Annotated in this window: 15 protein-coding genes; 11 read left to right on the top strand and 4 right to left on the bottom strand. The window is 69.6% G+C overall.

Annotated features, from left to right (window positions below; genetic code table 11):
- The first annotated feature begins 9 nt into the window (after positions 1–9).
- The 5 genes from coaD (at position 10) to mutM (ending at position 2,915) form a co-directional block, all read left to right on the top strand.
- On the top strand, positions 10–507 hold the full coding sequence (coaD, locus tag MTS1_RS02165; RefSeq protein ID WP_023951000.1) for a pantetheine-phosphate adenylyltransferase: 498 nt from the start codon (positions 10–12) through the stop codon (positions 505–507).
- Positions 508–612: 105 nt separating this feature from the next.
- On the top strand, positions 613–1,110 hold the full coding sequence (locus MTS1_RS02160) for a DUF177 domain-containing protein (protein WP_052007726.1): 498 nt from the start codon (positions 613–615) through the stop codon (positions 1,108–1,110).
- A 2-nt stretch (positions 1,111–1,112) separates the two neighbouring features.
- Positions 1,113–1,322, top strand: a complete 210-nt coding sequence (gene rpmF, locus MTS1_RS02155) for a 50S ribosomal protein L32 (RefSeq protein WP_013586329.1) — start codon at positions 1,113–1,115, stop codon at positions 1,320–1,322.
- A gap of 11 nt (positions 1,323–1,333) precedes the next feature.
- Positions 1,334–2,026: a ribonuclease III gene (gene rnc / locus MTS1_RS02150; RefSeq protein ID WP_023950996.1), complete on the top strand. Its 693-nt coding sequence runs from the start codon at positions 1,334–1,336 to the stop codon at positions 2,024–2,026.
- On the top strand, positions 2,019–2,915 hold the full coding sequence (gene mutM / locus MTS1_RS02145) for a bifunctional DNA-formamidopyrimidine glycosylase/DNA-(apurinic or apyrimidinic site) lyase (RefSeq protein ID WP_023950995.1): 897 nt from the start codon (positions 2,019–2,021) through the stop codon (positions 2,913–2,915). Before rnc ends, mutM begins: the two co-directional genes overlap by 8 nt.
- Here mutM and MTS1_RS02140 read toward each other — a convergent pair.
- Together MTS1_RS02140 and MTS1_RS02135 are read right to left on the bottom strand one after the other, a co-directional pair.
- Entirely contained in the window at positions 2,863–3,990 is a 1,128-nt protein-coding gene (locus tag MTS1_RS02140) for a GNAT family N-acetyltransferase (RefSeq protein WP_023950994.1), read from the bottom strand. The genes mutM and MTS1_RS02140 overlap by 53 nt on opposite strands.
- 48 nt (positions 3,991–4,038) lie before the next feature.
- On the bottom strand, positions 4,039–4,290 hold the full coding sequence (locus MTS1_RS02135; protein ID WP_023950993.1) for a hypothetical protein: 252 nt from the start codon (positions 4,288–4,290) through the stop codon (positions 4,039–4,041).
- A gap of 375 nt (positions 4,291–4,665) precedes the next feature.
- Between MTS1_RS02135 and smc the strand changes: the two genes are divergently transcribed.
- From smc to MTS1_RS02115, 4 genes are read left to right on the top strand one after another with little or no spacing between them, the layout of a single operon-like run.
- Positions 4,666–8,172 (top strand): chromosome segregation protein SMC, encoded by a 3,507-nt coding sequence (smc, locus tag MTS1_RS02130; RefSeq protein ID WP_023950992.1) that lies wholly within the window; start codon positions 4,666–4,668, stop codon positions 8,170–8,172.
- Between the two features lie 4 nt (positions 8,173–8,176).
- Entirely contained in the window at positions 8,177–9,049 is an 873-nt protein-coding gene (gene ftsY, locus MTS1_RS02125) for a signal recognition particle-docking protein FtsY (protein WP_023950991.1), read from the top strand.
- A gap of 55 nt (positions 9,050–9,104) precedes the next feature.
- A complete protein-coding gene (locus MTS1_RS02120; RefSeq protein WP_023950989.1) occupies positions 9,105–9,605 on the top strand; it encodes a DUF2004 domain-containing protein in 501 nt (166 codons plus the stop codon).
- Position 9,606: 1 nt separating this feature from the next.
- Positions 9,607–10,050 carry an MSMEG_6728 family protein gene (locus MTS1_RS02115; RefSeq protein WP_023950987.1) on the top strand — a complete coding sequence of 148 codons (444 nt, stop codon included), beginning with the start codon at positions 9,607–9,609 and terminating at the stop codon, positions 10,048–10,050.
- A 27-nt stretch (positions 10,051–10,077) separates the two neighbouring features.
- On the opposite strand, the gene lipA is transcribed toward MTS1_RS02115, so the two are convergent.
- Together lipA and lipB are read right to left on the bottom strand one after the other, a co-directional pair.
- The gene (lipA, locus tag MTS1_RS02110; protein WP_023950984.1) at positions 10,078–11,100 is read right to left on the bottom strand and encodes a lipoyl synthase; all 1,023 of its coding nucleotides are present in this window, start codon (positions 11,098–11,100) and stop codon (positions 10,078–10,080) included.
- Entirely contained in the window at positions 11,097–11,735 is a 639-nt protein-coding gene (gene lipB, locus MTS1_RS02105; protein ID WP_023950982.1) for a lipoyl(octanoyl) transferase LipB, read from the bottom strand. The genes lipA and lipB overlap by 4 nt, the downstream gene beginning before the upstream one ends.
- 58 nt (positions 11,736–11,793) lie before the next feature.
- Here lipB and MTS1_RS02100 point away from each other — a divergent pair, with 58 nt between their 5' ends.
- Both MTS1_RS02100 and ffh read left to right on the top strand, forming a co-directional pair.
- Positions 11,794–12,360 (top strand): TetR/AcrR family transcriptional regulator, encoded by a 567-nt coding sequence (locus MTS1_RS02100; protein ID WP_172407781.1) that lies wholly within the window; start codon positions 11,794–11,796, stop codon positions 12,358–12,360.
- Positions 12,361–12,393: 33 nt separating this feature from the next.
- Positions 12,394–13,947: a signal recognition particle protein gene (ffh, locus tag MTS1_RS02095; RefSeq protein ID WP_023950980.1), complete on the top strand. Its 1,554-nt coding sequence runs from the start codon at positions 12,394–12,396 to the stop codon at positions 13,945–13,947.
- Positions 13,948–13,962 lie beyond the last annotated feature (15 nt).

The following is a 13,962-nucleotide window of genomic DNA, read 5'->3' as shown; positions in this document are numbered from 1 at the left end:
GCTCGGAGCATGAGCAACCGGATCGCGGTCGTGCCCGGCTCCTTCGATCCGCCGACCCTCGGCCATCTCGACGTCATCCGTCGTGCCGCGGCCCTCTACGACCAGCTTCACGTCCTGGTCGTGCACAACCCGGGCAAAGAAGCGATGCTCCCCATCGCGCAGCGGCAGGCGCTGCTCGAGCAGTCGATCGACGACGCCGGGATCGAGGGCGAGATCGTGGTCGCCGCGTGGAGCATGGGGCTGCTCGTCGATTACGCGACCGACGTCGGCGCCGGGATCCTCGTCAAGGGGATCCGTTCGCAGGTCGACGTCGCCTACGAGACGCCGATGGCGATCGTCAACCGGCACCTCGCACAGATCGAGACCGTGTTCCTCCTTCCCGACCCCGCGCACGCGCTCGTCTCGAGCTCGCTCGTGCGGCAGGTCGCCTCGCTCGGTGGCGACGTCTCGCCGTTCGTCCCGGGGCCCGTCGCGCGCTTCCTCGACACCGGATCCCGCGGCATCTGAGTCCGCTCGTCGCCACGGCGACTACCATGGTCGATCGTGGGTAGAAAGCACGTCACCGGACCATTCGTCATCCCCGTGCACGACATCGTGCGCCAGCCGGGGGAGATGCGGGAGTTCGCGTTCAGCGTGCCCGCGCCCGATAAATGGGGTGAGGGCCTCGTGTTCGTCCCGTCGGGTCAGCCGATCGAACTCGAGGTGCGCCTCGAGTCGGTCCACGAGGGCATCCTGGCGACCGCGGAGGCGGACACTGTCTACGAAGGGGTCTGCGGTCGGTGCCTCATGGAGCTGACACGCCCCCTCCGAATCGAGTTTCAGGAGCTCTTCGGGTATTCTGGGGACGAAGCGTCCGACTTCGAGGTTCAAGACGACCACGTGGATCTTGAAACTCCGGTCAGGGATTCGATCGTCCTGGCGCTTCCGTTCCAGCCGGTGTGTCAGCCGGATTGCCCCGGGCTCGACCCGGTCACGGGTGAGAAGCTGACGCCCGGAGCGGAGCCTGCGGAGCAGGTGCAGATCGACCCGCGCTGGGCCGCGCTGACGGCCTACACCCCAGACCACGACGACGCAGACCATCGCGTCGCGCCCGACACAGAGAAGAGCTAGCCATGGCAGGTAACCCCCCGAAGCGGAAGGTCTCCCGCTCCAACACGCGTTCGCGTCGCGCGCAGTGGAAGGCCGAGGCTCCCGCCCTCGTCAAGACCATCGAGAACGGCAAGGTCGTCTACAGCCGTCCCCACCAGGCGAAGGTCGTCACCGACTCGCAGGGCACCGAGCTGTTCCTCGAGTACAAGGGTCGCAAGGTCGCTGACGTCTGACGACGAGCGGCGTGACTGAGAACATCACCGAGCGCTCGGCGCTCACCGACAAGCTCGGGGTCGATATCGACCCCGAGCTTCTGTCGCTCGCCCTCACCCATCGCTCGTACGCGTACGAGAACGGCGGGACGCCTCACAACGAGCGCCTGGAGTTCCTCGGCGACTCGATCCTGGGTCAGGCCGTCACCGTGCACCTCTTCCGCACGCATCCGGATCTCGACGAGGGCGCCCTGGCGAAGCGGCGAGCGAGTGTGGTCTCGACCGTCGCCCTGGCCGAGGTCGCGCGGACGATCGGGCTGGGCGACCACATCATGCTGGGGCGCGGCGAGACGCAGACCGGCGGTCGCGATAAAGACTCGATCCTCGCCGACGCCATGGAGGCCGTGATCGGTGCGGCGTTCCTCTCGGCGGGCCCGGACCGTGCGCAGGAACTCGTCCTTCGGCTGGTGGCGCCGCTTCTGGCCGACCCCGCGCGGTACGGGGCGGCGATGGACCCGAAGACCTCGCTGCAAGAGCTCGCCGCGCATCTGGGCGTCGCGCCGCCCGTCTACGGCATCGAGGCCTCGGGGCCGGACCACCACCGCGTCTTCACCGCGACCGTCACCGTCGGCGACGTGTCACGCGAGGGAGTGGGAAGCAGCAAGAAGCAGGCCGAGATGGCCGCCGCCCTCGCTGTGTGGCACGTGCTGTCGGCCCGTGCCTGAGCTTCCCGAAGTCGAGGTCGTCCGTGCCGGTCTCGAGCCGGCCGTCGTCGGCGCGCGCATCGAGGCCTGCACGGTCCTCGATGCGCGCGCGCTCACGCGCCACGCCGGGACGCCGGAGTCTTTCGAGCGGGAGCTGATCGGCCGCTCGCTTGCCGCGGCCGCGCGCCGCGGCAAGTTCCTGTGGTTCCCCGTGGCGGACACGGATCGCGCGGTGGTCGCCCACCTGGGGATGAGCGGGCAGATGCTCCTGCGCGAGCCGGGCGCCCCCTCCGAGCGTCATGAACGGATCCGCTGGGACATCGTGCACCCCGCGCACGGCGAGCTGTCCGTGCTCTTCGTCGATCAGCGGACTTTCGGATCCCTGGCCGTCGACGACCTCGAGCCGACCGCGGATGGCGCCGCGGGCGGGCGCGGAACGGATGCTGCCCTGATCCCGGGACAGGTGCGGCACATCGCCCGTGATCCCCTCGACCCCGCGTTCGACGCCGCGCGCTTCCATCGAGAGCTGGCGCGGCGGTCGTCGGGCATCAAGCGCGTTCTGCTCGATCAGGGCGTGGTCAGCGGTATCGGCAACATCTACGCCGACGAGGCGCTGTGGGCGGCCCGCATCCACCCGGAGACCGCGGCATCTCTCCTCTCGCGCCCCGCGCGCGAACGCCTCCTGGAAGCGGTCGTCGCGGTCATGACGAAGGCTCTCGCCGAGGGCGGCACGAGCTTCGACGCGCAGTATGTGAACGTCAACGGCCAGGCCGGCTACTTCGCCCACTCTCTGGAGGCCTACGGCCGCACCGGAGCGGAGTGCTCGCGATGCGGCTCGGCCATCGTCCGGGTCGCGTTCACCAATCGGTCATCGCACTACTGTCCGCGCTGCCAGCGTCGCCGCTACTGAGCCGCTTCTTCCAGGCCCCCTCGTACGAGAGCGGCCGGAAGCCGAGGGCCTCGTTGATGTCGAGCATCGGCCGATTCTCCTCGGCGTTGTAGGTGATGACGCGGGGCGAGCCGGGGGCGATCTCGCGCCACGCCACGAGCCCTGCGCACTTCACGAGCATCCCGAGCCGGTGGCCGCGGTGCGTCGCCGCCACGAGGGTGTCGTGCTGGTGGGTCGCTCCGGTGCGGTCCGAGCTGATCATGAGCTCGTTGAAGGCTGCGAGCTCACCGGTCTCGATGTGCTGGGCAGCGGTCACGAGCAGTGTCTGGTCCGCTTCGACGTAGCGCGCATCGTGGCGGGCCAGGCGCGCGGCATCCCACTCTTCCTCGTCCACCTCGAGGCCGGCGGCGGGGGCGTCGGTCGACATGCGCGATTTGAGCCAGGCGTACCCTTCGACGAACTCCGGCGGCGTCGGCACAGTCCATCGCACCACGCGATACCCGGCGGCCGCGACTGCGGCTCGCGCCAGGTGCTCATCGACGACGGCGGCGGAGCCGGGCAGATCCAGCACGCTCTTCCGGTTGATCTGCTCGAGCGTGTAGCCGTGCCGCAGGAGGAACCGCGCGGCATGGTCGCGCGGAATGTCGCCGTACCCCGTCGGTGCGGCCATCCTGTCGCCCGGCTGGTCGGGATGCTCGGCGTACGTCTGCAGAACGTGCCGTCCGTGCTCGCGGGCCGTGCGCTCGATGAGAGCGTGCGCGTGCGACCCGATCCCGCGGCCGTGGACGTCACGCAACAGTTCGATGAGCCAGTACGCCGTATCGGATCCGGCCTCGTGGGGGACGTCGAGCCCCACGCGCCCGACGACTGTGCCGTCCCAGACCGCGAGCCAGCTGAACCGCGTCTCGTCCGGACTCGGGCGATAGTGGGGGAGCAGCTCGTCGGGGCGGGCGGCGTCGTCATCGCTGCCGGTGATCTCGCGGTACACGAGATTGCGCACGCGGACCATCTCGCAGAAGTCCGCGGCGTCCGGCGCATCGATGCGGTCGGGAATGTGGAGAGAGCGCAGCTCGAGCTGCGCGGTGATGTCGTTCATGGTTCTCTTTCGATGGCGTGGGGTCTCGTCGCCGAGACCCCACGCGGATCAACGGTAGGGAGTGAGCAGGTACGCGCGCTCCCAGTGGCGCTCGCGTGCCTCTCGAGCGGCGAGCTGCTCGCGGCGGTACGCGACCTCTGGCGCAGAGCTAGCGCCGCGGTTCGCGCTCCACACGATGAGGCGCAGTGCGATCCGCAGCGCAACGCGCTGAGCGAGGGTTGGACGGCCGACGAGAGTCTGCTCGGGGATGACAGGCCGCGCAGGCGCGACCTCGGGACGTCGTTGTACGACGGTGTTCATGGTGTCCTCGTTCGAAGAGGGCGGATGTGCGATGACGACGACACGACGTGCGTCGCGGGGGCAGCCAGGGGCTGCTGCCCGGCGCGCGGAGATCACGCGGGGCGGAAAGGCGGAACGGGGCGAGGGACTCGCAGACTCAGACGTTCAGCGGAGCACCGACGACGGCGGCTCCACCGATAACGCAGACGAAACGGTCGCGGTGCTCGGAACGAACAGCAACAGCGTTAAACGCGGTGACAGAAATCAACATCGGGGAACCTCCTTTCGTCAGGGATGCGGAAAGTGACGCTAGCGGTCCGTCCGGTGCGGCGTCAAGTCCGGCGCGTCATCCTCCGGTAGCGTGTGGACGTTGACCGAGCGCCGGGAGGGTTCGACATGCACCTGAAGAGCGTCACGCTCAAGGGCTTCAAGTCGTTCGCCCAACCGACCACGTTCGTGCTCGAACCGGGGGTCACCTGCATCGTCGGACCGAACGGCTCCGGCAAGTCGAACGTCGTCGACGCCCTCGCCTGGGTCATGGGAGAACAGGGAGCCAAGACCCTCCGCGGCGGCAAGATGGAGGACGTCATCTTCGCGGGCACCGCGACGCGCGGTCCGCTCGGTCGTGCCGAGGTGCAGCTGACGATCGACAACCACGACGGCGTGCTTCCGATCGAGTACGCCGAGGTCACGATCAGCCGAACGCTGTTCCGGAACGGGTCGAGCGAGTACGCGATCAACGGCGAGACGTGCCGGTTGCTCGACGTGCAGGAGCTGCTGAGCGACTCCGGTCTGGGCCGCGAGATGCACGTCATCGTCGGCCAGGGTCGTCTCGACACCGTGCTGCAGGCGAGCGCGGAGGACCGCCGCGGCTTCATCGAAGAGGCGGCGGGCATCCTCAAGCACCGGCGCCGCAAGGAGAAGACGGTTCGCAAGCTCGAGGCGATGGAGACGAACCTCACCCGGCTGAGCGACCTCGCGGGCGAGCTGCGACGGCAGCTGAAGCCGCTCGGCAAGCAGGCCGAGATCGCCCGCGAAGCGGCGACGATCGCCGCCGTCGTCCGCGACGCGAAGGCGAGGCTGTTCGCCGATGACCTCGTCGCCCTGCGTGCCCAGCTCGCCGACCACGCCCGGGACGAGCATGAGCGGCACGCCGAGCGGCTGGTGCTGCAGGACCGGCTCGACGGTGTGAAACGACGCATCGACGAGCTCGAGGCCGAGCAGCGGTCCGAAGCCGTCGACCGTGCACGCGCCACCGCTTTCGCGCTCGAACAGGTCCAGGAGCGGGTACGCGGGTTGCACACGCTCGCAGCGCAGCGCCGAGCGCTCCTCGAAGACGACGGCCAGCTCTCGATAGAGGTCGCCACGGTCGGGCAGTCGGCCATCGACGAGGCTCGGCAGGAGGTCGACGACATCGCGTCGGGCGTCGGTGATGCGCAGGATGCGGCTGCTGCGGCATCCCGCGACGTCATCCGGGCACGCGCCGAACTCGATGCGCTCGACGCCGACATCGCCGCCCAAAGCGCTCTCGTCTCCGAGCACGACATGCGCCTGACCAAGCTTCGCGGCCGGGCCGAGGCCGCGGCATCCCGGCTGGAGGCCCTTCGAGCGACGGTGGAACGGCAGCAGCGGGGCCTCGATGCCGCTCGCGCGCGCCGCGCCGAGGCGGAGGCAGCCCTCGAGCAGGTCCAGGCGGATGCGGCTCCCGAGATCAGCTCCGCCGAGCACACTGCCGCCTACGAGCGGGCTCAGCGCGATGCCACGGACGCCGAGACCGAGCTGGCGGGGATCCGCGAGAGGCTGCACGCGGCCGAGCGCGAGGTCGAGTCGCTCACGGCGCAGACCGCGGCACTCGGGCGCGCGCTCGAGGTCCGCAATGCCGCTGCCGATCTCCTCTCGCGCGGTGACGAGGGGCTGCGATCCCTCGTCGCCGACGCCCTGAAGGTCGAGCCGGGCTACGAGGCCCCGGTGGCCGCCGCTCTGGGGGCTCTCGCTGAAGGCGTGCTCGCGGTCGATGTGGCGGCAGCGCTGCGGGCGGCGGCCACCGCCTCCGCGGATGACCTCGGCGTGGTCGACATCGTCCTGGCGGACGCCGCGCGGGGAGAGGCTGTCGCCGCTCCACCGGGTGCTGTTCGCGCCACCGACATCGTCAGCGGTCCCGACGGTGTCGTCGGGCAACTCGAGAATGTGCTCGTCGCGGATGACCTCGACGCCGCTGTGCGCATCCGTGACGGCTGGGTCGCGAACGAGCGCGAGCGTGCCGTGGTCGTGACGAAGCAGGGTGAGCTCGTCTCGTGGCGCACCGTCCGGGCCGGCTCCGGCGAAGGGCGATCGCGTCTCGAACTCGCGGCCGAGCGCGATGCGGCGGCCGAGCGGCTCAGCGAGATGAGGGTGGTCGCCGACGCGCTGCGCGAGTCGCTGGCCGAAGCGCAGGCGGCGTGGTCCGAGGCGCGCGCCCGCACGAGGACGGCGCTCGAGACCCTCCGGGCGCACGATGCGGCGCTCGCGGCCGACGCGGAGAAGTTCAACCGGGCTACCGTGCGGTACGAGGCGGCCGTCGCGGAGTGCGATCGGCTCGAAGCGGGTATCGCCCCCGCTGTGTCCGCCGTGACCGAGGCCGAATCGGCGGCTCGCGAGGCTGAGGAAGCGCTCGCGGCAGCGGCTGCGGCACCGAGGCCGATCCTCGACGCATCGGCGCGCGAGGGGCTCCTCGAAGCCCTCGAACAGGCACGCGAACGCGAGATGCGCGCCCGGCTCGACGTCGAGACCCTGCGGGAGCGCGTGCGAGCCGGAGAGGCACGTGTGGTCCAGCTCGAACGCCAGCGCGAGCGCGAGCGGGCAGCCGCCGCCGAAGCCGCCCGGCGCGCCGTCATCCGGAGGCGGCAGCGTGCGATCGCGGACGCCGTCGCCGCACAGCTGCCCCCGCTGCTCGAGTCGATCGACCGGTCGGTCGCGGCCGCCCGCGTGGAGCTGGGTCGCGCCGAGCAGGCGCGGAGCGAGATCACGAGCGAGCTCGCAGAGCTGCGCCGTCAGGATCAATCGGCGCGCAGCCGGCTCGCAGCCCTCACCGAGTCGGTCCACGGACTCGAGATGCAGATGCACGAGAAGAAGCTGCACGTGACGAGCCTGCTCGAGCGTGTCGCCTCGGAACTCGGGTTCGACGAGGACATTCTTGTTTCGGAATATGGGCCGGACCAGCCCGTCCTCGATGATTCGGGCGAGCCGGTGCCTTTCGATCGGAACGCGCAGCGGCGTCGCCTCGCCGAAGCGGAGCGAAAGCTCGCGCAGCTCGGGCGGGTCAATCCTCTGGCGCTCGAGGAGTACGCCGCGCTCGAGCAGCGCCACGCATTCCTCACCGAACAGCTTGCGGATCTGACGCAGACACGGGCCGATCTGCTGACCATCATTGGGGAGCTGGACGAACGGATGCAGTCGATCTTCCTGGCCGCGTTCGAAGACACCAAGATCGCGTTCGGCGAGGTCTTCCCGATCCTGTTCCCGGGCGGCACGGGCAGCATCTCGCTCACCGACCCCGACAATCCGCTGACGACCGGCATCGAGGTCGCGGTGCGACCCGTGGGCAAGAAGATCGAGAGGTTGTCGCTGCTGTCCGGCGGCGAGCGGTCCCTCGCCGCCGTCGCGCTCCTGACGGCGATCTTCAAGGCTCGCCCGAGCCCGTTCTACATCCTCGACGAGGTCGAGGCGGCGCTCGACGACGCGAACCTCGGTCGCCTGCTCGGCGTGTTCGAACAGCTCCGCGAGTCGAGCCAGCTCATCGTGATCACGCACCAGAAGCGCACGATGGAGATCGCCGACGCCCTCTACGGCGTCTCGATGCGGCAGGACGGCGTGTCGGCGGTCGTCGGTCAGCGCGTACGCGAGCGCGCAGGCGCCGTAGGCTGAGGGCATGGCCGACAATCCCTGGTCGCTCTCGCGCGCGCTGCGCGGGCTCTTCGTCAAGCCGACCATCGACGAGAACACGTGGGACGACCTCGAGACGGCGCTGCTGACCGCCGACTTCGGGCCCGACATCACCGAGCGTCTCGTCGACGACCTGCGGGACAAGGTCGAGCGGTACCGCACCACCGACCCCCGTGATCTCCAGCGCATGCTGAAGGAGACGCTCGAGGAGCGGTTCGCAGCCTTCGACTCGACCCTGCGCCTGACCGAGCGTCCCGCCGTCGTCCTCGTTGTCGGTGTGAACGGCGTGGGGAAGACCACGACGATCGGGAAGTTCGCGAAGTTCCTGCAGCGATACGGCCGGTCGGTCGTCGTCGGTGCCGCCGATACGTTCCGTGCCGCAGCCGTCGACCAGCTCGCGACGTGGGCCGAACGCGGCGGTGCACAGATCGTCCGGCCGCAGCAGGAGGGCCAGGACCCGGCTTCCGTCGCGTTCCAGACGATCGATTACGCCAAGCGGACGGGCACGGAGATCGTGCTCGTCGACACCGCGGGCCGCCTGCACACCAAGGGCGGCCTGATGGACGAGCTCACCAAGATCCGGCGCGTCATCGAGAAGCAGGCGCCTATCAGCGAAGTGCTGCTGGTGCTGGATGCGACGACGGGCCAGAACGGCGTGATGCAAGCCGAGGCGTTCCTCGAACACGCAGGCGTGACGGGTCTCGTCCTGACCAAGCTCGACGGGTCCGCGCGGGGCGGTTTCGTGCTCGCGGTCCAGGAGCGCACCGGCATCCCGGTCAAGCTGCTCGGTCAGGGCGAGGGCATCAACGACCTCACCGGTTTCACCCCGCACGTGTTCGCAGCCGCTCTCGTCGACTGAGCGCCGCGCCGCATCTCCACTTCCCCCGCACCCTCACGGCTGGTTTCATAAACACATGGCGATCGAGCACGACTACTTCGGACTCCTCGAGTCGGGTCCGGACGGATCGATCTTCTGGTCGGATCACGTCGAGATCGGCGACCAGACGGTCACCGTCGATCTCACGGCCCCGGATCAGGACGACGTGTCCGCCGCCGCGCTCGACGTCGCTGCCGCGATGATCTCGGCGATCGAGTCGATCGACCTCTCCGCCCGAAACGCGATGGTGTCGGAGCTCAACGACCGCACGAGCGAGGTGACCGAGTTCATCCTCCAGCAGCAGGAGGAGCTCGGAGAGGACATCGAGTCGTACCTGGTGGATATCTCCGGCGACGTCCACATGGACGTCATCCGGTCGCTGCAGCTGATCAGCATGACGATCCTGGCCGACGAGCACGGGGGATCGGACCCGTTCGCGGTGCTGGAGTACGCGCTCGACCCCGACTCGACCGAAGAGGTGCTCCTGGTCAACCTCACGAGCGACGGCAGCATCCAGTCGGTCACCAGCGCCGACTGACGTGCAGACCTTCCTGCCCTACCCATCGTTCGCCGAGTCGGCGGCTGCGCTCGACACGGCTCGACTGGGCAAGCAGCGCGTCGAGACGCTGCAGCTGCTGCGGGCCAACACCGTCCCGGGATACGGATGGCGCAACCACCCGGCCGCCAAGATGTGGCGCGGCCATCTGCCGGCCCTCACGGCGTACGGCCTGGCGATGACGGACGCGTGGATCGCCGCCGGTCGCCCGGATACGGTCCGGCCGCAACTGCTGCGGTTCGCTCCCGATGTCGACGGGATGCCCGAGAGCGAGCTCGAGATGCCGCCGTGGCTGGGCGATGAGGCGTTCCACCTGTCTCACCGCTCCAACCTCGTGCGCAAGGATGCCGCGTTCTACCGCCCGCGTTTCGGCGATGTCCCCGACGACCTCCCGTACATCTGGCCGCCGGACCCGACCGCGGCCTGAGTCGCACGCGGACGGGTCGGCGACTCGTCAGACGGCCTGCGCGAACCCGGACTGCGCGGAGTCGGCGAGGTGCGCGAGGTGCGGGGGGATCTCCCGGCCCTTGGCGGTCATCGATTGCGCCCACAGCCGCCCGGCCCGGTAGGAGGACCGCACGAGTGGTCCGGCGAGAACCCCGAGGAAGCCGATGCGCTCCGCCTCTTCGCGGAAGCCGACGAACTCCTCCGGCTTGACCCACCGGTCGACCGGCAGATGACGAGGCGTCGGCCGCAGATACTGCGTGATCGTGATGATGTCGGTGCCGGCGTCGTGGAGGTCCTGGAGCGCCTGCACGACCTCCTCGGGGGTCTCGCCCATTCCGAGGATGAGGTTCGACTTGGTGATGAGTCCGGCGTCACGGGCGCGCGTGATCACGCCGAGCGAGCGCTCGTAACGGAACGCGGGTCGGATCCGCTTGAAGATGCGGGGGACCGTCTCCACGTTGTGCGCGAAGACCTCCGGTCGCGACGCGAAGACCTCGTCGAGCTGCGCCGGGTCGCCGTTGAAGTCGGTCGCGAGGATCTCGACGCCCGTGCCCGGGTTCTCCGCGTGGATCCGTCGCACCGTCTCCGCGTGCAGCCAGGCTCCGCCATCGGCGAGGTCGTCGCGCGCCACCCCGGTGACCGTGGCGTAGCGCAGCTGCATCCGGCTGACGCTTTCGGCGACGCGCCGCGGCTCGTCGGTGTCGTACTCGGCCGGTTTACCCGTGTCGATCTGACAGAAGTCGCATCGTCGTGTGCACTGCGAGCCGCCGATGAGGAAGGTCGCCTCTCGGTCTTCCCAGCATTCGTAGATGTTGGGACATCCCGCCTCCTGGCAGACGGTGTGCAGGCCTTCCTCGCGCACGAGGTCGTGGAGCGCGCGATACTCCTCGCCCATCCGGGCCTTCGTCTTGATCCACTCCGGCTTGCGCTCGATCGGCGTCTGCGCGTTGCGGACCTCCAGGCGAAGGAGTTTGCGTCCCTCCGGCCCGCCCGCGGCGGGAGCGGCGGGCACGGCGCAGCCGCCGCTCATGCCGCGACCGCCGTCTCGAACTCGGCGCGGAAGCGACTCGTGACGGTGTCCACCACGTCGGCGGGCGAGACCCTCCGGGCCAGGACCGTGGAGAGTGAGGCGACGCCGGCATCGGTGATGCCGCACGGGATGATCTGCTCGAACGGCGCGAGATCGTTGTCGCAGTTGAGCGCGAAGCCGTGCATCGTCACGCCGCGCTGAACCCGGACGCCGATCGCCGCGATCTTGGCGTCGCGGCCGTCCTGGCTCACCCACACGCCGCTTCGGCCCGCCACCTGCCGGGCTGAGACGCCCAGGTCCGCGACGGCTGAGATGAGGACCCGCTCGAGCCTCCGCACGTGCGAGACGACGTCGACGGGCTCGGGCAGGCGCAGGATCGGGTACCCCACCAGCTGTCCCGGGCCGTGCCAGGTGATCTTTCCGCCGCGATCGACATCGACGACGGCGGTCCCGTCGGTCGGTCGCTCCGCGGGCTCGGTACGCGCGCCCGCGGTGAACACCGCTTCGTGCTCGAGGAGGAGCAGCGTGTCCGGGCTGCCGGCGACCACGGCGTCGTGGACGCGGCGCTGCAGCTCCCAGCCTTCTGCATAGGGGACGACGGCGGGGGCGAGCCCCACGACGCGGACATCGAGCACGGATCCTCCTCGAGATACTGGACTGCGTCCAACAATACGACACGCCTAGGCTGTGATGGTGACGTCATCCACCCGCGCGGGCCGGCCTCGCGTGTCGTCCCGCGAAACCCTTGCGGAGGCCGCCTGCGAGCTGTTCCTCGAGCGCGGCTACGAGGCGACGACGGTCGCCGACATCACCCGGCGTGCCGGTGTCAGCCGGTCGAGCTTCTTCAACTACTTCTCATCGAAGTCGGCGGTCCTGTGGTCGGGGCTCGACGAGCGCATCGGGGCGCTCGAGCTCGCTCTGCGGGGCGCCGGCGGTGCCGATGAGGTCGCGTCTGCGATCGGCGACCTCGCCCGAGGCTTCGCCCCCGACGCCCTGGCGCTGGCGATCGTCAACGACGTCGCGATGGGACTGTCGGACGAGCTCGCGCGGGATGCCGCGTTGCGGGCCGCCCGCGTCGCGCGTGCCGTCGCCGCGGCCCTTCACCGCTCGGGGATGGCGGCACTCGAAGCCGACATCCTCGGCGCGGCCTGGGGCGGTGCGGTGCTCGGCGCCGTCCGCTCGTGGGCCCGCGGGGGAGCGGGGCGCGCCGACCTGGCTCAGGAGATGGGGCGAGCTATCGCCATCGTCCGGGGGCGCTGACCGGGTCGCCCTCTCGCATAGAATCGAGGGATCATGGCAACTTTCGGCACGCTCTCCGACCGTCTTACCGAGACCTTCCGGAATCTCCGCACCAAGGGAAAGCTCTCGGCGGCTGACGTCGACCAGACCGTCCGTGAGATCCGCCGTGCGCTTCTCGACGCCGACGTCGCTCTCGCGGTGGTCAAGGAGTTCACCGCCAAGGTGCGCGAGCGCGCGCTCGGCGACGAGGTCAATCGCGCGCTGAACCCGGCGCAGCAGGTCGTCCAGATCGTCAACGAGGAGCTCGTCGGCATCCTCGGCGGCGAGCAGCGCCGCCTGCAGTTCGCGAAGAACCCGCCGACCGTGATCATGCTCGCGGGTCTCCAGGGCTCGGGAAAGACAACGTTCGCCGGCAAGCTCGCCAAGCAGCTCGAGAAGGACGGTCACACGCCGCTCCTCGTCGCGTGCGACCTCCAGCGTCCGAACGCCGTGAACCAGCTCCAGGTCGTGGCCGAGCGTGCCGGTGCCGCCATCTACGCTCCCGAACCCGGCAACGGCGTCGGCGACCCCGTGCGCGTCGCACGCGACGGTGTCGAGCATGCACGCCGCCAGCAGCACGACGTCGTCATCATCGACACGGCGGGACGCCTGGGCGTCGACGCGGAGCTGATGAAGCAGGCCGCCTCGATCCGCAAGGCCACCGATCCCGACGAGGTACTCTTCGTCATCGACGCGATGATCGGTCAGGACGCGGTCAACACCGCCAAGGCGTTCCAGGAGGGTGTCGACTTCACCGGCGTCGTCCTCTCCAAGCTCGACGGCGACGCCCGAGGCGGTGCCGCTCTGTCGGTCGCCTCTGTGACTCAGCGCCCGATCATCTTCGCTTCCACGGGCGAGGGCCTCGACGACCTCGAGCCCTTCCACCCCGATCGCATGGCCAGCCGCATCCTCGACCTGGGTGACATCCTCACCCTGATCGAGCAGGCGCAGCAGGCGTTCGACGAGCAGGAGGCCCTCGCGGTCGCCGAGAAGCTCGCGAAGGAGCAGTTCACGCTCGAAGACTTCCTCGACCAGCTTCAGCAGATGAAGAAGATGGGGTCGATGAAGAAGATGCTCGGCATGCTGCCGGGCATGGGGCAGATGAAGCAGCAGCTCGAGCAGTTCGACGAGCGCGAGATCGACCGCACCGAGGCGATCATCCGGTCGATGACCCCCGCGGAGCGCCGCAACCCGAAGGTCCTCAACGGCTCGCGTCGCCTGCGCATCGCGCGCGGATCGGGGATGACGGTGACCGACGTCAATCAGCTGGTCCAGCGGTTCGAGCAGGCGGCCAAGATGATGAAGACGGTCGCGCGCGGGGGCGTTCCCAACATCCCGGGGATGGGGCCGATGGGCGGCAAGCCCGGCGCCTCGAGCAAGCGTGGCAAGCAGGCCAAGAACAAGGGCGGTTCCCGTTCGGGCAACCCCGCGAAGCGCGCCGCCGAGAACGCGGGCCTGGCGACCGCGGCCGCGCCGACCGGCTCGGGCTTCGGTCTGGGGGCAGCCGGGCAGGCTCAGCCGAGCGAGGCCGACCTCGCCGAGATCCAGAAGCTCTTCGGCAAGGGCTGAGTCGAGCGGGCCCGG

This window comes from Microbacterium sp. TS-1 (genome assembly GCF_000509385.1).
Taxonomy (GTDB): Bacteria; Actinomycetota; Actinomycetes; order Actinomycetales; family Microbacteriaceae; genus Microbacterium; species Microbacterium arborescens.
Note: the sequence above shows the minus strand (reverse complement) of the source record. Positions and strands in the feature narration are given on the sequence as shown.